Source organism: Williamsia sterculiae (assembly GCF_900156495.1).
GTDB classification, from domain to species: domain Bacteria; phylum Actinomycetota; class Actinomycetes; order Mycobacteriales; family Mycobacteriaceae; genus Williamsia_B; species Williamsia_B sterculiae.
This window is the reverse complement of sequence record NZ_FTNT01000003.1, coordinates 386,592-408,033: the sequence shown is the minus strand read 5'-3', so window position 1 is coordinate 408,033 and position 21,442 is coordinate 386,592. Positions and strand designations below refer to the sequence as shown.

Annotated in this window: 16 protein-coding genes and 1 pseudogene; 9 read left to right on the top strand and 8 right to left on the bottom strand. The window is 67.7% G+C overall.

The window, feature by feature from the left end; translation table 11 throughout:
* Window positions 1-17: 17 nt before the first annotated feature.
* Together BW971_RS07455 and cobN are read right to left on the bottom strand one after the other, a co-directional pair.
* Complete coding sequence (locus tag BW971_RS07455) at window positions 18-494, bottom strand: FxsA family protein (RefSeq protein ID WP_076478000.1); 477 nt, start codon at window positions 492-494, stop codon at window positions 18-20.
* An 84-nt stretch (window positions 495-578) separates the two neighbouring features.
* On the bottom strand, window positions 579-4,175 hold the full coding sequence (gene cobN, locus BW971_RS07450; protein ID WP_076478317.1) for a cobaltochelatase subunit CobN: 3,597 nt from the start codon (window positions 4,173-4,175) through the stop codon (window positions 579-581).
* A 135-nt stretch (window positions 4,176-4,310) separates the two neighbouring features.
* Here cobN and BW971_RS07445 point away from each other — a divergent pair, with 135 nt between their 5' ends.
* From BW971_RS07445 to BW971_RS07425, 5 genes are all read left to right on the top strand, one after another.
* Window positions 4,311-5,156 (top strand): GNAT family N-acetyltransferase, encoded by an 846-nt coding sequence (locus BW971_RS07445; protein ID WP_234974277.1) that lies wholly within the window; start codon window positions 4,311-4,313, stop codon window positions 5,154-5,156.
* A 167-nt stretch (window positions 5,157-5,323) separates the two neighbouring features.
* Window positions 5,324-6,556 carry a lipase family protein gene (locus BW971_RS07440; protein ID WP_234974300.1) on the top strand — a complete coding sequence of 411 codons (1,233 nt, stop codon included), beginning with the start codon at window positions 5,324-5,326 and terminating at the stop codon, window positions 6,554-6,556.
* A gap of 32 nt (window positions 6,557-6,588) precedes the next feature.
* Complete coding sequence (gene cobG / locus BW971_RS07435; RefSeq protein WP_076477998.1) at window positions 6,589-7,773, top strand: precorrin-3B synthase; 1,185 nt, start codon at window positions 6,589-6,591, stop codon at window positions 7,771-7,773.
* A gap of 22 nt (window positions 7,774-7,795) precedes the next feature.
* A complete protein-coding gene (locus tag BW971_RS07430; protein ID WP_076478309.1) occupies window positions 7,796-8,419 on the top strand; it encodes a precorrin-8X methylmutase in 624 nt (207 codons plus the stop codon).
* A complete protein-coding gene (locus tag BW971_RS07425; RefSeq protein WP_076477996.1) occupies window positions 8,416-9,942 on the top strand; it encodes a precorrin-2 C(20)-methyltransferase in 1,527 nt (508 codons plus the stop codon). The genes BW971_RS07430 and BW971_RS07425 overlap by 4 nt, the downstream gene beginning before the upstream one ends.
* Window positions 9,943-9,951: 9 nt before the next feature.
* On the opposite strand, the gene BW971_RS07420 is transcribed toward BW971_RS07425, so the two are convergent.
* The 5 genes from BW971_RS07420 to BW971_RS07400 form a co-directional block, all read right to left on the bottom strand.
* Window positions 9,952-10,689, bottom strand: a complete 738-nt coding sequence (locus tag BW971_RS07420) for a cobalt-precorrin-6A reductase (RefSeq protein ID WP_076477994.1) — start codon at window positions 10,687-10,689, stop codon at window positions 9,952-9,954.
* Window positions 10,686-11,444, bottom strand: a complete 759-nt coding sequence (gene cobM, locus BW971_RS07415; RefSeq protein ID WP_076478311.1) for a precorrin-4 C(11)-methyltransferase — start codon at window positions 11,442-11,444, stop codon at window positions 10,686-10,688. Before cobM ends, BW971_RS07420 begins: the two co-directional genes overlap by 4 nt.
* Window positions 11,441-12,706, bottom strand: coding sequence for a precorrin-6y C5,15-methyltransferase (decarboxylating) subunit CbiE (gene cbiE / locus BW971_RS07410; protein ID WP_076478307.1), 1,266 nt, complete (start codon window positions 12,704-12,706; stop codon window positions 11,441-11,443). The genes cobM and cbiE overlap by 4 nt, the downstream gene beginning before the upstream one ends.
* A complete protein-coding gene (locus BW971_RS07405) occupies window positions 12,703-13,482 on the bottom strand; it encodes an SDR family NAD(P)-dependent oxidoreductase (RefSeq protein ID WP_083709476.1) in 780 nt (259 codons plus the stop codon). The genes cbiE and BW971_RS07405 overlap by 4 nt, the downstream gene beginning before the upstream one ends.
* Before the next feature lie 122 nt (window positions 13,483-13,604).
* On the bottom strand, window positions 13,605-15,590 hold the full coding sequence (locus BW971_RS07400) for a TerD family protein (protein WP_076477993.1): 1,986 nt from the start codon (window positions 15,588-15,590) through the stop codon (window positions 13,605-13,607).
* Between the two features lie 259 nt (window positions 15,591-15,849).
* On the opposite strand from BW971_RS07400, the gene BW971_RS07395 reads away from it, so the two are divergent.
* Window positions 15,850-17,622 carry an ABC transporter transmembrane domain-containing protein gene (locus tag BW971_RS07395; RefSeq protein WP_234974275.1) on the top strand — a complete coding sequence of 591 codons (1,773 nt, stop codon included), beginning with the start codon at window positions 15,850-15,852 and terminating at the stop codon, window positions 17,620-17,622.
* Window positions 17,619-19,418, top strand: coding sequence for an ABC transporter ATP-binding protein (locus tag BW971_RS07390; protein WP_234974274.1), 1,800 nt, complete (start codon window positions 17,619-17,621; stop codon window positions 19,416-19,418). Before BW971_RS07395 ends, BW971_RS07390 begins: the two co-directional genes overlap by 4 nt.
* A gap of 12 nt (window positions 19,419-19,430) precedes the next feature.
* On the opposite strand, the gene BW971_RS07385 is transcribed toward BW971_RS07390, so the two are convergent.
* Entirely contained in the window at window positions 19,431-19,808 is a 378-nt protein-coding gene (locus tag BW971_RS07385) for a VOC family protein (protein WP_076477991.1), read from the bottom strand.
* A 285-nt stretch (window positions 19,809-20,093) separates the two neighbouring features.
* On the opposite strand from BW971_RS07385, the gene BW971_RS07380 reads away from it, so the two are divergent.
* Complete coding sequence (locus tag BW971_RS07380) at window positions 20,094-20,570, top strand: flavodoxin domain-containing protein (protein ID WP_076477989.1); 477 nt, start codon at window positions 20,094-20,096, stop codon at window positions 20,568-20,570.
* Window positions 20,567-21,433 (top strand): annotated as a pseudogene (locus BW971_RS21860) (MBL fold metallo-hydrolase). The gene BW971_RS07380 and the pseudogene BW971_RS21860 overlap by 4 nt, the downstream one beginning before the upstream one ends.
* Window positions 21,434-21,442: the final 9 nt, after the last annotated feature.

The following is a 21,442-nucleotide window of genomic DNA, read 5'->3' as shown; positions in this document are numbered from 1 at the left end:
CCCGACCCCGTAGCCGGTCAGCGCAGCGAGCGCACCGACGGCCCGGTCCCGGCCGACGGATCGACCACCTCACCGTCGATCACGGTGACCCGGGTGGGCCCGAACCCTGGGTACCCGACGCGGCTGCCGTCGACGGCCCGAGCCATCCGGCGCGCACCGATCGCGGCGACCACCGGACGCAACGCCACCCGGACCGGCTTGATCAGCAGGAGGATCCCGGCGACGGTGGTGACCAGGCCGGGGATCAGCATCAGGGCGGTCGACACCGCCAGCAGTGCGGTGTCGCCAAGCGACGACGTGGGCCGGAGTTCACCCCGGGCGGTGCGCCGCAGGTCGGCGACGACCGAGGCCCCGCGTCGGGCCAGCAGCCAGAAACCGATCACCACCGTCGCGATGGTCGCGAGGATGGTCCAGGGCAACCCCACCAGGTAGGCGAGCCCGACGAAGGCGCTCACCTCCACCACGAGGTACAGCACGAACAGCAGCAGCTTCATGTCGGTCCTTCCCGCTCACTCGATCGACCAACGAACGAGCGACCAGATCTTCTCCCGAGGTCCCTGATCGTCCCGTGAGGGCCATCACTGTCCCTCGATGTCACCCTCCGCCGCCAGATAGATCGCGCGCAGCTCCTCGAGCATCTCCGGTGGTGGTTCGCTCCACATGTCGCGGCCCACCGCCTCCAACAGACGTTCGGCGATACCGTGCAGCGCCCACGGATTGGATGCCGTCATGAACTCGCGGTTCTTCTCGTCGAGGACGTAGGCCTCGGTCAGGCGCTCGTACATCCAGTCGTCGACCACTCCGGTGGTGGCGTCATACCCGAACAGGTAGTCCACGGTGGCCGCCATCTCGAAGGCACCCTTGTATCCGTGCCGTTGCATGGCGCCGATCCATCTCGGGTTGACCACCCGTGCGCGGAAGACGCGGTGCGTCTCCTCGCTCAGCGTGCGGGTGCGCACCGAGTCGGGTCGGGTGGAGTCACCGACGTACGCCTCCGGTGACGATCCGGTGAGCGCACGCACGGTGGCGACCATCCCGCCGTGGTACTGGAAGTAGTCGTCGGAGTCGGCGATGTCGTGTTCGCGGGTGTCGGTGTTCTTCGCGGCTATCGAGATCCGCCGATACGCGGTGCGCATGTCGTCGACAGCTGCCACCCCGTCCAGGCCACGCCCGTAGGCGTATCCGCCCCAGGCCGTGTACACCTCGGCGAGGTCGTCGTCGGATCGCCACTGCTTGCTGTCGATGAGTTGCAGCAACCCCGCTCCGTAGGTGCCCGGCCGAGATCCGAACACGCGGGTCGCGACCGTCGCCGGGTCACGCTCACCCTGTTCGGCGGCGTCGGCGCGGGCGTGCGCGGCCACATAGTTGCGATCGTCGGGTTCGTCGAGGGCGGCAACCATCCGCACCGCGTCGTCGAGCATGGTCACCACATGCGGGAACGCGTCGCGGAAGAAACCTGAGATCCGGATGGTGACGTCGATGCGCGGTCGGCCCAGCTCGGTCAGATCGATGACCTCGAGCGAGGTCACCCGGCGAGACGCCTCGTCCCAGACCGGTAGCACACCGAGCAGCGCGAGCACCTCGGCGATGTCGTCACCTGAGGTCCGCATGGCACTGGTCCCCCACACCGACAGACCCACCGACCGCGGGTACTCGCCCTGATCGGTCAGATACCGCTCCACCAGGGAATCCGCCATCGCCCGGCCGGTTTCCCAGGCCAGCCGCGACGGCACCGCTTTGGGATCCACCGAGTAGAAGTTGCGCCCGGTGGGCAGCACGTTGATCAACCCGCGCAACGGCGACCCACTCGGACCGGCGGGGATGAAGCCGCCGTCCAGTGCATGCAGTACCCGGGGGATCTCCTGGGTGGTCTGCCGTAGCCGCGGCACGATCTCGGTGGCCGCGAACCGCATGATCTGTCGCACCGGCTCGCCCTGGTCGGCGACCACGTCGGCCACCGAGTCGGGCGCCCAGTCGACTTTTGCGCAATCCGCGACCAACGCGCGGGCCACCCGCTCCACCTCATCGGTGCGTTCACGGTCGTTGGCGTCCTCGTCGAGTCCCAACGCCTCGCGCAGACCGGGCAGGCTCTGCGTACCGCCCCACAACTGCCGTGCCCGCAGCATCGCCAGCACCAGATCGATCTCGGTGTCGTCGGCGGGCGGCTGACCCAGCACATGCAGTCCGTCTCGGATCTGCACGTCCTTGATCTCGCACAGCCAGCCGTCGACGTGTAGCAGCATCTCGTCGAACACGTCCTCGTCGGGACGTTCGGTCAGTCCGAGGTCGCTGTCGAGTTTCGCGGACTGCAACAGGGTCCAGATCTGCTGGCGGATGGCAGGCAGTTTGCCGGGATCCAGGGCCGAGATGTTGGCGTGTTCGTCGAGCAGTTGTTCCAACCGGGCGATGTCGCCGTAACTCTCGGCGCGGGCCATCGGCGGGATCAGATGGTCGACGAGGACGGCATGCGCCCGACGTTTCGCCTGGGTTCCCTCACCCGGGTCGTTGACCAGGAACGGGTAGATCATCGGCAGGTCACCGAGTGCGGCGTCGGTGCCGCACGATGCCGACATCCCGAGTGTCTTGCCGGGCAACCACTCCAGGTTGCCGTGTTTACCGACGTGGACCACGGCGTCGGCGGCGAAGCCGTGGTGCTGCGCGGCCAACCACCGGTAGCAGGCCAGATAGTGGTGCGAGGGTGGCAGATCGGGGTCGTGGTAGATCGCGACGGGGTTCTCGCCGAAGCCGCGCGGCGGCTGCACCATCAACACCACGTTGCCGAACTCCATGGCGGCGATGACGATGTCACCGTCGGCATTGCGCGACCGGTCGACGAACAACTCACCGGGGGCCTGGCCCCAGTGCTCCTCCATCGACTCCCGCAGCGACGGGTCCAGGGTGGCGAACCAGGCCCGGTAGTCGGCGGCGGAGAGCCGGATCGGGTTGGCGGCGAGGGTCTCCTCGGTGAGCCAGTTCTCGTCCTGACCACCGGCGGCGATCAGCGCATGCATCAGGGCATCCGGATCGTCCTCGGCCAGGCCGGGGATGTCGGCGGGGTCGCCCAGGTCATAACCCGCGCTCAGCATCGCGCGCAGCAGGTGCACAACGCTGCGCGGGGTGTCCAGGCCGACGGCGTTGCCGATGCGCGCGTGCTTGGTGGGATACGCCGAGAGCATCACCGCGACTCGGCGATCTGCCGCCGGGATGCTGCCCAACCGCGCGTGCCGTACCGCGATGCCCGCGACCCGCGCACACCGTTCGAGATCGGGCCGATAGGTCGGCAAGCCGTCGTCGGTGAACTCCTTGAACGAGAACGGAACGGTGATGATGCGTCCGTCGAACTCCGGCACCGCGACCTGGGTGGCCACGTCCAGCGGCGACATGCCGTCGTCGTTGGCATCCCAGTCGGCGCGGGAACCGGTGAGGCACAGGCCCTGCAGGATCGGGATGTCCAGCGCGGCCAGCCGCTCGATGTTCCAGTTCTCGTCCTGCTCACCGGCCGACGCGGTGGCCGGGGTGGTGCCACCCGCGGCGAGCACGGTGACCACCAGCGCGTCGGTCGTGCCCAGGGTCTCGATCAGATCGTCGGGGGCGGTGCGCAGCGACGCGCAGTAGATGCCGACGGCGCGGGCCCCCTTCGCCTCGATCGCCGCGCACAGGGCGTCGATGTAGGCGGTGTTCCCGGCCAGGTGCTGAGCGCGGTAGTAGAGGACGGCGACCGCGGGAGCATCCGCATCGATCTCCGCCGCGTCGCGGTCCAACACGCCCCAGTGCGGCACCTCCTCCGGTGCGGCGAACCCGTGGCCGGTGAGCAGCACGGTGTCGGAGAGGAAAGCATGCAGGTTGGTCAGGTTCGCGGTGCCGCCCTGGGCGAGATAGTTGTGTGCGTCGGCAGCCACCCCGCCGGGCACCGTCGACAGGGACATCAGATCGGGGTCGGGTAGTTGTTCGCCGGACAGGACGACGGTCGGCTTGCCCGCCGCGAGCACCGCGTCCACACCCTCGGGCCAGGCTCGCTTGCCGCCGAGGATCCGGACCACCACGAGGTCGGCCTGCGCCAGCAGAGCGGGTAGGTCGTCGAGCAGCAGCCGGGCCGGGTTGGCGACCACATAGTCGGCACCACTGGAACGGGCGGTGATCAGGTCGGTGTCCGACGTCGACAACAGCAGGATCATGGTGTCCTCCCTGCCGGGATCCGCGCCCGGGGTCGTGGTGTCGGCGCCGCGGGCGGAAGGTCCTCCGCGCGCGGCCGGTTCGACGAGGGTCTGGCTCGACGACGTCGGCCGGTGAGGGCCGGACGTCGTTCCACAGTGGCGCGACCGCGCCGGATTCCCACCGGCTTCCTCGACGACCACCGACGTGGTCGATGGCAGACCACGGTGGATCTGTCCGCGCTCAGCGTATGCGACGTGTCCGGGTCCGATCGACGTGGTGACAATGACACCGTGCTCACACCTCTCGACAACCCCGTCGTCGCGGCGGCGAACGGACCGCAGCGCGACCTGACCCAGTGGCAGGGGTCGGCGGTGCGATACCTGCCCGACGTGAGTCCGTTCGCCGGTTTCGCCGACCCCCACGCGGCACTCGATCCACACGCATCGGCCTGGGCGGACCTCGCCGAGCTGATCGGCCCGGGTTCGTCCGCGGCGCTACCCTGGATGCCCGATGCCGACCCCGCCGACGTGCTGCCCGACGGATGGTCCATCGGGTGGTCGATGCCGGGCGTGCAGATGGTCGACACCCTCGCCGCCGACCGGATGGTCGATCCGCACGCCGTGCGGCTGACCACCGACGACGTCCCGGCGATGTTGGACCTGGTCGCGCTGACCCGGCCGGGTCCGTTCCTCGACCGCACCATCGACCTCGGGCGGTATCACGGGGTCTGGGCCGACGGCACGTTGATCGCCATGGCCGGTGAGCGCATGCACGCCCCCGGGTTTCGCGAGATCAGTGCCATCTGCACCCACCCCGACCATCGGGGCCGTGGACTGGCGGCGCGACTCACCGCGACCGTCGCGGCCGGCATCCAGGCCGACGGTGAGACACCGTTTCTGCACGCGTCCGCATCCAATGTCGGTGCGGTGAGGCTGTACGAACGTCTCGGGTTCCGGTTGCGCCGCCGGCTCCGGTTCATCTCGCTGGTGTCACCGGAGTGACGGTCACGATCGTGCTCTTCCGTCCCTGACATCCCACCCGTCACAGGATCGGTCGTCGTCCCACGAACCGCCTCCGCGATGTCCGATCGGGGGTGTTTACTGACGCCGTGACCAGCGTCGAAGGCCCACCACGACGGGGTCCATTCCTGCTCTGGTCGTTGGCCTGCGTGGCGTTCACCGTGGTCGCTCTCACCGGTCTCGGCACGGGATGGGCGACCGCCGCGTCACTGCCCTCGGTCGACCCGTTCTACACACCGCCCGCCGTTGCGGCCGACCGCACTCCGGGCAGTGTGCTGCGCACCCGTCCGAGTCGTTTCGCCCCGGCACGCATCGCCACACCGGTCGCATCCACCCAGGTGCTGTACCGCACCACCGATCAACACGGGCGGGCCTCCAGCACCGTGACCACGATCCTGCAACCGGTCGCCGGTGCACGGGCCGGACGTGTGGTCTCGTTCCACATGGCCTACGACGCGCTCGGATCCCAGTGCGATCCGTCGTACACGTTGAGCGGTAATGACCCCGGGCGGATCGCCGACGCCGAGTCGGCCGCCATCTCGGCCTACCTCGCCGCCGGGTACATCGTCAGCGTCCCCGACTACGAGGGCCCCGACCTGGAGTGGACCATCGGCAGACAGTCCGGTTACGCCGCGCTCGACGGTGTCCGCGCCACGTTGGCCGTGCTGCGGCTGCCGGCCTCCACCCCCGTCGGACTCGTCGGTTACTCCGGCGGATCGGTGCCCACCGAATACGGTGCGGAGGTCGCACCCACGTACGCACCCGAGTTGAACATCGTGGGCGCCGCAGCGGGCGGATTGCCGGTCGACCTCGCGCACAACCTGCCGTACATCAACGGCAGCCGCGGTTGGGCGGGTGTCATCCCGGCGCTCACCGTCGCCTATCAACGCGCCTACGGTCTGGACCTCGACTCGTTCCTCTCCGCGCGGGGTATTCAGGTGGTCGACGAGGTGCGCGATCAGTGCATTGCGAGCTTTGCCGCGTCCTATCCCGGGCTCACCGACGCGCAGATGACCGCACCGCCGTACCGCGGGTACCTCGACGTTCCCGCCGTGGTCCGGGCGATCGACGACAACATCATGGGGAGCGCGGGCACCCCGCGCACGCCGGTGATGCTGGCCAACGGCATCGACGACGGCACCGGTGACGGGGTGATGGTGCTGCGCGACGTCGAGGGACTCGCGAACCGTCTCTGCGACGGAGGAGTACGGACCACGTTCACCGCCTACCCCGGTGCTGATCACGCCCGCGCCTTCCCACGTTTCGAGGCAGATGCGTTCGGCTACCTGGCCGGGCGTTTCGCCGGCGTCGCCGCGCGGGACAACTGCGGCAGCGTCGCGCTCGGCAACTCGTTGGCGCCTGCGCCGGTCCCGGGTGGCTGAACGCGGTGTGGCGGGGCCTCTAGCCTGGAGGTATGACCCGCGCCAGTGACCGATGCCCGGGCGTGTTCAGCACTCACCGCGCCGCCGACGGACGGGTGGCCCGTATCCGGCTGCCCGGGGGCAGGCTGCGTCCCGACCAACTCGACGTGCTGGCCCGGTTGGCCGACGACCACGGTGACGGGCACCTGGAACTGACGTCGCGCGGCAACGTGCAACTCCGCGCCCTCCCCGACGAAGCGGTGGACGACGTCGCGGTCGCGATCACCGCGGCGGAACTCGTGCCGTCGGCCGACCACGACCGCACCCGCAATCTCGTGGTCTCACCGCTGACGGGTCGAATCGGTGGGTTGGCCGATGTGCGTCCGGTGGCCGACGCCCTCGACGCCTCGATGAGCGCCCACCCGGTGATGCCGCTCCTGTCGGGGCGGTTCTGGTTCGGCCTCGACGACGGCCGCGGTGACGTGCTCGCCCTGCGGCCCGATCTCGTCGCGATCGCCGTCGACGACCGGTTCGCAGACCTGGCGATCGGCGGTCGGCCCGTCGGTAGGCGCCTCCAGTGGGCCGAGGTGCCCGAGGCATTGATGTCCGTGGCCGCCGCATTCGTCGACGTCGCCGACGGGGCGTGGCGGATCGCCGATCTGGAAGCCGGCGCGCGGGTACAGGTTGTCGAAGCCGCCACCGGGTTCGGCAGTGGTCGGGACGTCGCGGGTTCTCCCCCGACACCGGACCGCACGCCCCTCGTCGGCTGGTTCGATCAGGATTCGCCCCGTCATAACTCCGACGAGGGGAACGGCGACGGAGGAAGCGTGCTGCTGGGGGCGGTGGTGCCACTGGGCCGGATCCCCGCCCGCCTCGCCCGGTTCGTCGCCGCCGTCGACCACCCCGTCGTCATCACCCCTCATCGCGAGATCCTGTTGTGTGACCTCACCCCCGGCGTTGCTGACACCGTGATCCGGGTGCTGGCGCCGATGGGGCTCATCTTCGATGCCGACTCACCATGGGTGACGACCACCGCATGCATCGGTGCGCCGGGCTGCGCGAAAGCGTTCGCCGACGTCCGCACCGACGCGGTCGACGCGGTGCACGACGATCCACTCCCCGCCGACCGTCACCGCCACTGGGTGGGCTGTGACCGCGCGTGCGGCAGTCCCCGCGAGTCGCACGACCTGATCCGCGCCACCGCCGACGGATACGTGCACGACAGCATCGACCGGTGAGCCGGTTATCGTGACAGCCACCATGTACGAGTACCTGCGTGACGCCGACGAGATCTACCGACGGTCCTTCGCGACGATCCGTGCCGAAGCGGATCTGCAGTCGTTCTCCCCCGATCTCGCGACGGTGGTCGTCCGGATGATCCACGCCTGCGGGCAGGTCGATCTGACCACCGACGTCGCCGCGAGTCCGGGGATCGTGGACAGTGCCCGGTCGGCATTGCGTGCCGGGGCACCCATCCTCTGCGATGCCCGGATGGTCGCGTCCGGCGTCACCCGCCGTCGACTCCCCGCCGACAACGATGTCCGCTGCTTTCTCGGCGAACCCGGGCTGGCCGATCGGGCCCGCGACCTGGGCACCACCCGTACCGCCGCGGCGGTGGAATGGTGGACGCCCCACCTCGACGGCGCGGTCGTCGCGATCGGCAACGCACCCACCGCTCTGTTCGCGCTGCTGGAGGCGATCGACGCGGGCGCGCCTCGACCGGCCGCCATCGTCGGCGCCCCGGTCGGCTTCATCGGCGCCGCCGAGTCGTCCGAGGCGTTGGCCGCCCGTACCGACGTCGAATTCCTCACCGTGCGGGGTCGACGCGGTGGTTCGGCGATCACCGCCGCAGCACTGAACGCCCTCGCGGATCCGGTCGAATGAACTCCGCGTCGACCGATGCCGACTCAGTTGCGTCGGGCAAGCTGTGGGGCATCGGCCTCGGCCCGGGCGATCCGGAGTTGGTGACGGTCAAGGCGGCCAGGGTGATCGGCGCGGCCGACGTGGTCGCCTATCACTCGGCGCGGCACGGGCGCAGCATCGCCCTCTCGGTCGCCCGACCCTATCTGGGCGAAGGGCAACAGCACGAGCGGCTGGTGTACCCCGTCACCACCGAGTCCACCGACCACCCTGGCGGATATCGTGGCGCGCTGGAGGACTTCTACCGCGACAGTGCCGAGGTGCTCGCCGGACACCTGCGTGCGGGTCGCGATGTCGCACTGCTCGCCGAGGGTGACCCGCTCTTTTACAGCTCGTACATGCACATGCACAAGCGGTTGTCGCCGCGGTTCCGCACCGAGATCATCCCCGGGGTGACGTCGGTGAGCGCCTCGTCCACGGCCGTGGGCACCCCCCTGGTGGAAGCGGAGGAGACGCTCATGGTGCTGCCGGGAACCCTGCCCCGGGACGAACTGATCCGCCGCCTCCGCGACAGTGACGCGGCGGCGATCATGAAACTGGGCCGCACCTTCACCAAGGTGCGTGACGCGCTGCGTGCGGCCGGTCGCTACGACCGTGCGTGGTACGTGGAGCGGGCCTCCACCAGCGCGCAACGCGTCCTCCCCCTCGACGAGGTCGATCCGTCATCGGTGCCGTACTTCTCGATGATCGTGGTCCCTGGGCTGCTCAACAACCCGGTGGGCCAACCGGATACGTCCGGCGGGACCGACGTCGGCGAGGTGGTGGTCGTCGGATTGGGCCCCGGTGCCGACCGCTGGACCACTCCCGAGGTGTCCGCCGAACTGGCTCGGGCCACCGACCTGGTCGGGTACAAGACCTACCTCGCCCGTGTCACGCCCCGACCCGGTCAACGACTCCACTCCAGCGACAACAAGGTGGAGAGTGAACGCGCCGCGATGGCACTGGATCTCGCTGGACGGGGAGCGCGGGTGGCGGTGGTGTCCTCGGGTGATCCGGGCGTGTTCGCGATGGCGTCGGCGGTCGTGGAGGTGGCCGCCGAATCGCAGTGGCGCGACGTACCGGTTCGCGTGGTTCCCGGCGTGACCGCGGCCAACGCGGTTGCTGCGACGGTGGGTGCGCCGCTGGGTCACGATTATGCGGTGTTGTCGCTGTCGGATCGGCTGAAGAGCTGGGACGTCATCGAACAGCGGGTGCGCGCGGCTTTGCAGACCGATCTGGTGATCGCGGTCTACAATCCGGGGTCGCAGTCACGGACGTGGCAGGTGGAGAAGCTCAAGGAGTTGGTGCGATCCGCCACCTCCGACGACCGGGTGGTCGTGGTCGCTCGCGACGTCGGCGGTCCGCATCAGCAGGTGGGGGTGATCCGCATCGCCGACCTGGATCCGGCCGTGGTCGACATGCGAACGATGTTGCTGATCGGGTCGTCGCGCACGGAGGTCATCGACCGATCCGGGGGCACCGTCGTGTTCACTCCCCGTCGCTATTGATCCGACGTCTCACCCGACGGTGTCGAGCCACTCGACGGCGGCGTCGACCGTCGCCACCTGCGGGACACCACTCGGACCGTCCGGGCGGGCGACCATGATCACCGGAACACCCAGCTCGCGGGCCGCGTCCAGCTTGGCCTCGGTCAGGGTGCCACCACTGTTCTTGGTCACCAGGACGTCGATCCTGTTGTCGATCAACAGCCGTCGTTCGTCGGGCAGCCGGTAGGGGCCGCGGTCGCGGATCACCCGACTATGTCGGGGCAGGACCACGTCGGGCGGATCGACCACCCGGATGAGGAACCAGGCGCGATCGTTGTCCGCGAAGACCGCCAGATCACGACGACCTGTGGTGAGGAAAACCCTGATGTCACCGCGTTCGGACACCGCGGACGCGGCAGCGGTGATGTCCGGAACGATCGACCAGCGGTCATCCGACCGTGGCTCCCATGGTGGACGGCGTAACACCACCAACGGCACACCCGTGATCCACGCCGCAACGGTCGCGTTCTCCGAGATCTGCTGCGCGAACGGATGGGTCGCGTCCACCACGGCATCCACACGGTGTTCGCGTAACCAGCGGGCCATACCGTCGGCACCGCCGAACCCACCGACGCGGACGTCGCCCTGCGGCAGTGCGGGATCGCGGACGCGACCGGCCAGCGAACTCACCACGCGCCGGTCACCACTGGTCAATTGCCGCGCCAGGTCGCGGGCCTCACCGGTACCGCCGAGGATCAAGACGGTCACGGGTGGTTCCGCAATGTCGTCATCCTGGCCTGTGAGTACAGGTAGCTGTCGGTGAATTCCGCGGCAGCGAGCACCTTGCCGATGAAGATGACCGCGGTGCGGGCGATCCCGGCCGCCTCGACGCGGTCGGCGAGATCGGCGAGTCGACAGCGCAGCACCTGTTCGTCGCGGCGGCTGGCGAAGGCAACCACAGCCGCAGGACACTCCGAGCCGTACTGCGGTATCAGGTCGTCGGTCAGTGCCCGCACCCGATGTACCGCGAGATGCAGCGCCAGGGTCACCCCGGTGCGCGCGAGGGTGGCGAGGTCCTCTCCCTCCGGCATGTCCGTCGACAGCGTCGACACCCGGGTGATGAGCACGGACTGGCCGACCCCGGGGACGGTGAGTTCGCGACCCAGCGCCGCCGCCGCGGCCGCGAACGCGGGAACCCCGGGCACCATCACCTGCGGAATGCCACGACGATCCAGTTCACGCGTCTGCTCGGCCACCGCCGAATAGAGGGACGGATCACCGGAATGTAGTCGCGCGACGTCGAGTTCGGCGGCGTCTGCGCGCGCCATGTGCTCGATGATCTCCGCCAACGGCATCTTCGCGGTGTTCACCGTCATCGCGTCGGGTGGGCACCGGTCCAGCAGTTCCGCCGGGACGAGCGATCCGGCGTACAGACACACCGGGCACCGTGCGATCAGTTCGGCTCCGCGGACGGTGATGAGGTCGGGCGCGCCGGGGCCGGCCCCGATGAAGTAGACGGTCACGTCGGCTCCGCCGGCGTGGGGGTCCGCTGGTCGTCCGGCGTCCGCGCCTTGGAAACCGACCACTGCGTGATCGGCAATCCAGACCGCCAGGCGGTCATCCCCCCGACCGCCGCGGGTTCTTCCACCCGGAGCCTCTGCACGGACCCGCCGACCGAGCCCTGCCATCGCAGCAGGACCGCCTCCGATTCGATGGTGACGGCATTGGCAACCAGCGTGCCTCCCTCGACCAGCGCGTGCCAGGCGCCCGCCAGCACCCCACGCCCGGTCAACCCGCCGCCGATGAACACCGCATCGGGGTCCGGAGCGGTGTCGTAGGCATCGGGTGCTTCGCCACGGACGGTCAGTGCGCGGTCCACTCCGTGGCGCACGGCGTTGTCGGCGATACGTTCCCGGCGGCGGGCATCGCTCTCGAAGACGATGGCGCGGCATGATCGGTGGGTCCGCAACCACTCGATCGCGATACTCCCCGCTCCGCCACCGACGTCCCAGAGCAGTTGCCCGGGCGCCGGGCGGAGGGCCGAGATGGTCACCGCGCGGATGGTGGCCTTGGTCAGCTGGCCGTCGTGGTCGTATTCCGAATCCGGTCGACCGGGGGCGGCGCTGCGGGCGGGACCGATGCAGTCGATCGCGATCACGTTGAGATCGTCGCCGACGGTGTGGTCGTCCCAGTGACGGGCGATCCCCGCGTCGATGCGTTCCCGGTCGCCGCCGAGATGCTCGAGGACGGTCATCGACGACCAACCGAACCCGTTGTCGCACAGGTGTTCGGCGACCGCGGCCGGGGTGCTCCGGTCACGACTGAGAACCAGGACACGCAGGCCGTCGCTCAGGGTCGACGTCAGGCTGCCGACGGGGTCGCTGACCAGACTGTGCACCGTCGTGGTCGACAGGTCCCAGCCGAGTCGGGCCGCGGCCAGGCTTGCGCTCGACACGGCCGGGATCACGTGTACGTTCTCGCGTCCGACGGCGGTACTGATGGTGGCCCCCACCCCGTGGAACATCGGATCGCCGCTGGCCAGGATGTGGATGGTGTCGGCGGGCGGTGCGTTGAGCACGTCGGCGAGGTGGAGTGACATCGGCGAGGTCCACGCGGTGACCGTGGCGTCGAGCCCCGGCAACAGGTCGAGTTGTCTGGCGGACCCGAAGATGTTCGTCGCCGAACGCAGTTCGCGACGTGCGTTGTCGGAGAGGCCGTCCCAGCCGTCGGCACCGATACCCACCACCACGAACGGTGCGGTGACGACGGGGGTGGACCGGGTCACCGCGGCATCCGCCGCCACAGCACCTGCGGCACCAACCGCATCACGAACGACGCGGCGCGCAGCGTGTGGGGGATCCACACCACGGTGCGACCGGCGCGCAACGCCGAGACCACGGCGTCGGCGACCTGCGACGCGGTACTCGACAACGGTGCGGGTGAGACACCCGAATCCATCAGATCGCGTGTCATCGTGCCGATCACGAATCCCGGCCGAGCGAGAAGGAGTTGCACTCCACTCCCCCGTAACGCGTCGGTGAGACCGGTGGCGAACCCGTCCAGTCCGGCCTTGGTGGACCCGTAGACATAGTTTGCGCGTCGTACCCGCATGCCGGCGATCGAGGAGAACACGATGATCGCACCGGACTGCTGGATCCTCATGGTGGACGCCAGCGGGGTGAGCACACTGATCTGTGCCAGGTAGTCGGTGTGGGCGATCTGCAGTGCGTGCGTCACGTCCGTCTCGGCCCGGGCCTGGTCGCCGAGGATCCCGAAAGCGACCACGGCCACGCCGATGCGCCCGTGATCGGCGACGAGCCGTGCGATGAGGGCGGAATGGGTGTCGAGGTCGTCGGCGTCGAACTCGACGGCGTGCACCGTGACGGCCCCCGCCTCCAGCAGTCGCACGCGTTCGCCTGCGAGATCGTCCGGGCGGCGGGCGGCCAGGACCACCACCCGTCCCGCAGCCAGCCGCAAAGCGACCTCCAGCCCGATCTCACTGCGACCGCCGAAGACCACCAGCGTGCCGTCGGTGTCCGGTCTGGCGCGTCGCAGGGGCATGCGAGTCAGTATCGCATCCGCCACCGAACGCAGAGTGCGGCGTAGCCATGCCGCTGTGAAGGCGAACATCATGCTGCGTCGGGTTTCGTCGTCCAGGAGCTCGCGGCGGCACATCGCGCTCGTCAACCGCGGACCACACGCATGTTCTGGACAATCTCTTTGTAGAACTGCGCCACCAGTTTGTTGGTCGCATTCACGACGTTTCCCCGCGATTGGCCGCCCCGGCCGCCCAAGGGACCAGTCTGGGTGACGATGAAGCGCCGAGCGGATCGGCCATCGTCGATATCGAGGCCCGATGGGTCGTCGCGTAACGATTTCAGCAGCGATGATCTCGCGGGTGTCGTGCCACTGCTAGAGGAGGTGAACGCGTCAATGCGCGTATCCGGCCGAGCGTCAGGAATCTGGCGAACAAGATTCTTCACCTTGGTCTGCGTGCGGCTAGTGCCGGGGAGCTCCTGACTGATTGCGCAGCTGACACGCTCGGAGCGCAGATCCATCTCCACCGTGACAGGACCAGTCGCGCCCGGAATGCGGAGGCTTCCGAACATGACGCCGGAATCGGCCAATTGCTGCGTGCGCGTAGTTCTGTCGGGCCGATCGCGCGGAAATATTGGTGTGACGGTGACTCCCAATAAGCACGAGAGGTCGAGCCCGATGTGCCTGATCAGCTGATCGAACTGATTGCACACTTCGACCGCGGATTTGTCAGCGGGCCCCAGTGTCCTGTCCTTGACGGCGGACCGCACTGACACCCATAACGGACCCATATCGGTGAATCCGTGCAACCCCGAACTCGGATGTTGAAGGTAACGGACGAATTCACGCAGGACCCAGCCTTGGGTGGAGTCCTCAATTCGCGAATGCATCGACATCTGAATCGCCACTGAACGGATCTCGTCCCAGCTGATATGGACCAGGTCCACCTTGCGGAGCTTACGTTTGTCGATCAGAACCGGATGGTCGTCCTGCGCACCGGGCAACTGATTGCTGACGGTGACGACAGCATCGAAACCGTGTTCACGCGCCAGATCTATGTACTTTTCGACCTGGTCGGCCTTGAGAGGGTTCGATAATGTCTTGGCCTCCACCAGAGCAACCCACTCTTTCCTTCCGCGGCGGACACGAAGCAACCCGTCTGGCCGAACGGTGTCGTCATCGTGCCGGAATTGTGGCTCGATGAAGGTCTCGATCTGCCCCGTCGGTGCGGCGCATCGACGGGTGACCTCGCGTCCGAACTCACGAACACCACCGATTACAGCTAGAAGGGCCGACACCGCTCGGCGCTCACGCTCGTTCCCGGAGCCGATCGCACTGACGGAAAACAGGCGAGCTCGGTCCCACTCGCCGTCCTCGGCGAGGTCAGGGCCAAGTGACCACTGCGGGAGTCTGGGTGGCCGTGTCGGCTTCTTGGTGCTGGCAGTGGACACCTTCCGCGTGGAAGCAGGTTGCGAGTCCCCAGCTGATATCTCGCCACGAGGCTCCGGACGAGGCACCGTGCCGGTATCGCCCACGGTCTCGGGTTCGTTCTCGATCTCTACTCCGTGGCTCACAGCAAGTGGACCGAGGCCCTCTGCGTATCCTTCACCGAGCGCTCGGAGCTTCCACTCCGCACCACGCCTGTAGAACTCCATGAACATCAATGCGCGTTCACGATCAAGAGCGCTAATCGAATAGGTTGCAAGCGTCTGACTGACCGCATTGTCGATGTCGTTGACCACAACTGAGATAACAGATGCGTCGGTGAATGTCAGCGGTGTGCTGTCATCGATGCTGGCACAGATCACGATATTGTGGACGTCGCCGCCAACTCTACTGAGGTCGATGGCAAGCGCATCGACTTGTCCGAGCTGTTCGGGCTCGATCTCGAGCGCGCTCGGATCGACAATACGAACGGCACCGGACTCGTCGGTTGGTTGGTTGAAGAAGACGAAATCCCCGCTGTTGCGAACGCGTCGTTGATCGTCGAGAAGTAGTGCGCTGACGTCCGGGCGCACAACGTCGTCCGTGTCGAATGCGACACGAACTGTGATGGTCATACGGGAAATTCCCGGGAGAGACCTGTTTTCTCCTTTCGATAGTTCTGTACGGTCTCCGCGATTTTCGTCCATGCCGGGACTATGTCACGTGGAACAGGCAAGGAGTTGGCCGTTCTACGCATATGGTGTCGGATCGCGATCAACAATTCGCGCGACGGGCAGGTGGCGTACGTGTTCCGCGCCCACTGGCACGATGCCAACCCAACTCTCGACCGCCTGGCACGGGGAAGTCGGTTGATCGGCCGGTAGCCTGCTGCAGAACGTCTCCGATCAGGCGGACACCACACCTCCACCGAAAGGTCACGATGACCACGACGCCGCGAGACGCGCCGTGAGCGCGACATTCGAGCGATCGCGCAATCCTCTGGTCCGACTGTGGAGGTTCGAGGGATTCATGGTCGCCGACCGCGAACCCGAGCGCGGCCGATACGTGGCGATCGACGAGTCGACCACTCCCCGGCAGTTGGTGTGGCGCACCATGTGGGGAGTCAACAAATACACGGTTCCGGCGATGGTGTTGGTCATCCTGCACTTCGTGGGTGAGGCGTTGGTGCCGGTGCTGATGGGTCTGGCCATCGACCGTGCCGTCGGTGAACACGATCTGGCGCAACTGTCGTGGTGGGTGCTCGCGCTCGCGGTCGACTTCGCGATGCTGTCGTTGACCTGGCGGTTCGGCGACCGTTTGGCGATGTACGCGAAAGAGGTTCTCGAGCATCAGTTCCGGATGCGCGTCACCGATCGCATGCTCGACCCACGTGGGATGGCGGGACCGGCACGCTTGCCGGGGACTGCGTTGAGCATCGCGACCTCTGACGTGATGCGATTGTCGATGGCGGTGCTGCTCGCGGTGTTCCCCGTCGGTGAGATGCTCGCCGTCGGGGTTGCCGGTGTCATCTTTCTCTGGGTGTCGTGGCCGCTGGGCATTGCCGTCCTGGTCGGCGCCCCCCTGCTGCTGTGGTTGGTCGACCGCCTGGGCGGTCCGTTGCGCGCCCGCTCAGAACGCGAACAGGAGCTCGCCGGCGACGCCGCCGGTACGGCCGCAGATCTGGTGGCCGGATTGCGGGTGTTGAAGGGTATCGGGGCCGAGCGGATCGCCGCCGACCGATACCGCCGGGTGAGTCGTCGGGCGCGCGACGGGGCAATCCGTGCGACGACCGCCGAGAGTGTCTACATCGGGATTTTGCAGATGGCCTCGTCGCTGTTCGTGGTCGCGGTGGGGATCGCGGCCGGTGTGATGGCGGTACAGGGGCACCTCACCGTGGGTGAACTGATCACCGTGGTCGGTCTGACGCAGTTCATCATGGGACCGCTGAACGGCATCGGCAAGAACGTCGGTGCGGTCTGGAACGGCGCGATTCCCAGCGGCTCACGCGTGCTTTCGGTATTGCAGGCCGGACCCACCGTGCAGTCGGGCGGTGCGACGGACATCGGTTCGGGGCACCCGACGATCCGCATACGTGGGTTGCGCGCCGGAACGGCGCACGACCTGGACCTGGACATCCCCGGTGCAGGCGTCACTGCGGTGGTCACCGATCAGGCGATCGCGAGCGTGCTGTGCGAGGTGCTGGCGCGGGAGGAACGGCCGGCCCACGGACAGGTGTCGGTGGGACAGGTGGATCTGTTCGACCTGGACCACCATGCGGCCCGTCAGACCGTGCGCGTGGTCCCGCACACGCCGCATCTGTTCGAGGGCAGCGTCATCGACAACATCGCCGTCGACGGGCACCCGATCGGGTCCGACCGGGTGACACGCGCCATCACCGCAGCGATGTGCGACGACGTCGCCGAGTCACTACCGGACGGTCTGAACTCCCCGGTCGGCGAAGGTGGTCGCACCTTGTCCGGCGGCCAGCGTCAGCGGGTCGGCTTGGCGCGCGCGCTGGTGCCGCGGTCGTCGGTGCTGGTGCTCAGTGACCCCACCACGGCGGTCGATTCGGTCACGGAGGCCGAGATTGCGCGACGGTTGCGCGTGGCCAGGGGTGACGGAGCGACTGTGCTGTTCACCACGTCGCCCGCGCTGATCGCGATCGCCGACGAGGTGATCACCATCGCCGACAACGTGGTCAGGCGGCGCACGCCGAACAGCCAGGAGGTCGGGCGGTGAGCGTGCCCTCGACCCCGATGGAACCGACACCCGACGCGTCGCCCACCCACCCGCTCCCGGTCGCCGACTGGCGGGTGACCGTCGGCTACCTGATGCGCGGGCTGCGCACGCGTGGCGTGCGGCTGCTCGCGCTCGTCGTCGCGATGATCGTGTCCGGGGCGCTTGGATTGGTCACGCCGCGTCTGTTCGGTCACATCGTCGACGTCGTCGCCGACGGTGGCGACGTCGGGGACGTGGTGCGCCTCGCCGGCTGGATGGTCGCGGCGGCCATTGGAGCAGCGGTGGCCGCGGGCATCGGGATGGCTCTCGCGGCTGGGGTCTTCGAGTCCGTCCTGGCGAGTTTGCGCGAGGAGATGATCTCGCGAGCCCTGCGCTTGCCGGTAGCACGGATCGAAGCCGCGGGTAGCGGTGACCTGGTGTCCCGTGCGACCGGTGACGTCGCGGTGGTCAGTGACGCCATCGGCCGTGCCCTGCCGTCGCTGTTGGTGGCCGGGGTCACCGTGGGCGTGACGATCATCGGACTCGGCACGCTGGACTGGCGCTTCCTGCTGGTCGCGGTGGCTGTGCTCCCGATCCACTACGTCGGGGCACGCCTCTACATCCGGTATGCACCGGCGCTCTACGCGAACGAGCGGGAAGCCAACGCCGTCCGGGCCCATCACGTTCTCGGGCCGATACGTGGACTGGAGACCGTGCGGGCCTTCGAACTGTCGCATTCGTTGGAGCACCGCATCGACCGGCACTCGTGGGATGTGGTGCGGTGGGCGATGCGGGCATCGGTGTTGCAGAACCGACTCGGCGGTCGGATCAACTTCGGCGAGTTCGTCGGGATGACGACGATCCTCGTCGTCGGCTTCGTCCTCGTGAACGCCGACGAGGTCACCGTCGGGGCGACCACGGCGGCGATGCTGTTCTTCCTCAATCTCTTCGACCCGATAGGCGCGTTGCTGTACACGCTCGACGACCTGCAGTCCGGCGGGGCGGCACTGAGCCGCATCGTCGGGGTCATCGACGAGCCGGAGCGTGAGTCCGCCACCGACACCGCACCTCGAGGCGCCGATCTGGTGGGGACCGGCATCGATTTCGGATATCTGCACGACCACGAGGTGCTCCATGACGTCTCCCTCACCGTCCGGTCCGGTGAGCACGTCGCGCTCGTCGGTCAGTCCGGTGCGGGTAAGAGCACACTCGCGGTGATCCTGGCCGGGCTGTATCCACCCGCCCACGGGTCGGTACGGCTGGGCTCGGTGGACCTGGCGCGACTCGACGAGACCGCGCGGGCTCGAACCGTTGCACTACTCACGCAGGAAGTGCATGTGTTCTCGGGGTCGCTGGCCGACGACCTGCGTCTGGTGCGTGACGAGGCAACCGACGACGACCTGTGGTCCGCGTTGGAGAAGGCGGGTGCGGCGCGTTGGGTGCGTGCCCTACCCGACAATCTGGATACCCATGTCGGCGAACACGGTCATCAGTTGTCGGCAATGCAGGCCCAGCAGTTGGCCTTGGTGAGAATCGAGCTGCTGGACCCCTCCGTGGTCATCGTCGACGAGGCGACGGCCGACGCGGGGAGTGCGGGTGCCGGCGTCTTGGAGGCCTCGGCCGAGGCCGTACTCGCCGGGCGGTCGGCGTTGATCATCGCGCACCGGCTCAGCCAGGCCGCCGCGGCCGACCGCATCGTGTTCATGCATCAGGGCCGCATCGTGGAGACGGGAACCCACGAGCACCTCGTCGCGGCCGGAGGCCGCTACAGCCGACTGTGGCAGGCGTGGTCGCGCGGACGCACGCTGGCCGAGTGAGAACGCTGTGGTTCACAAGTACTCGTGCTCACGGATACACAGGTAGTAGGCGTCCGGGTCGAGAATCCGGAAGTCGCGCACGCCCCAGGGGCGCTGGGTTATCGGCTCTTCCACGCGCCAGCCTTCGGTGCGCACTCTTGCGTATGCCGCGTCGAGATCATCCACCTCGATCCCCAGCTCCACGCCGACGGGTGGTCGCCGGTGCCGTCGGTCGCCGGTAAGCGATCGCGGTGACAACCCGATGACGGCGTCACCACGACGGAGTGCGGCGTAGGGGTCCGGGTCGGCTCGACAATCGCGGATGATGTCAAAACCCAGGACTCGAGTGTAAAAATCAATCGCCGGACCGAGATCGTCCGGGAAAATCTCCCAGGTGGATGCGACGGTCACGTGGCACACCGTCGTGCGGCCGAGGTGGGTGCGATAGTCATGCTGCTACCTCAGCAACTGAACCGTGGTTGAGGTCAAGTTGTCCGTCGCTGTCTGTGACCCGTGGGCGCCATTCCCCTCACTCGAGGGCGTTGTGGTCACCGAGCGCCGAGGACCCGACGGAGTCCCGACCTTCAGATCAGTTCGAGCCGCTGCACGCAAGGCATGCCACCAAAGCTGTCACACCAGCAGTGCGAGCGGTGTCTATTGGGTCGGAGTCGCATCAGCTATCGGAGAGGACCACTCATGACAACGATCATCGTCTCGCACTCACGCTCGCCGCATCAGAACACGCGGCGGGTCGCCGACGTGTTCGCAGAGGAGCTGGATGCGGCGATCATCACCCCTGAGGACGCGACCCCCGACGTTGTGGCCTCGGCCGATCTCGTCGGCTTCGGCAGCGGCATCTACTTCATGAATTTCGCGGCCGAACTACGGCAATGCGTGAGTCGTCTGTCCGACATGTCGGGGCGACGCGCGTTCGTCTTCGCAACCAGCGGATTGCCCCAGCCGCCTGTTCGGCGATATGTCGATCGTTTCACCGGTGAGCTACGACGCAGGGGCTTCACCGTCGAGGAGACGTTGCTGCTCCGCGGTTACGACACCTGGGGGCCGACGCGGGTGGTGGGCGGCCTCAACAAAGATCGACCGGATGCGGCGGACCTGGATCGAGCGGATGATGTGGCGCGGCGCTTGAAACACCGCGCGAACGCGACAGAGTGAGTGGATACGGAAGCCGTGTCGGAACCGCGGGCGGCGATCGGTCGTTGAGCCGACACGGTGCCGTCGATCAACACGATCCCGACACCGAGTCCGTGCCCGCCCGTTCTCTGGATCACCGAGAGGAATTCGTCGTGGCTTTGATCACCGAGCACCTGTCCGACATCGGTGTCCTGAGACTGTCCCGCTGGTGCTTCAACACGTATCTCATAGCGGGTGATGGCGGTCGCCTCGTCGTCGTCGACGCCGGCATCCCGCGGATCACCACCGACCTGGACGAACTGCTGCCGTCGTTGCCGGGTCGAATCGCCGGTGTGACCGCGACGCACGGTCACGCCGACCACGTGGGAGGTGCGAGTTGGTTGGCGGACAGACATGGCGTCCCCGTTCATCTACCCGCGGCAACGATGGCGTATTTCGACGGCGCCACACCTCGCACGCCGAGTGTCCGCCAGCTTGCCCGGACCTGACCGATCATCATGAGACAGCCGTTCGACCTCCGTGCGGCAACGGGATTCGTGCATGCTGCGGCCACGTCGGGCTTCGGAACCTTTCGTGGAATGCTGTGGCGGGGCGAGCCACCCGGCACTCCGATCAACGACGGCGACGAGTTACCCGGCGCGAGAGGGTGGTTCGTCATCGCGACACCCGGCCACACCGACGATCATGTCTCGTTCTGGCACCCCACCACCCGCACACTGCTCTCGGGTGACGCGATCATCACCGTGAACACGAGGCCGGTGTTCGCACCCGGCTGCGTCGATGGGGCGGCGGCGGCACAGACTGAGCGGCGGCTGCGAGACCTGCCGATCGAGACGTTGCTGCCGGGTCATGGCAAGCCCGTCCGAAATCCCTGGGATCGCTGACCCACGATG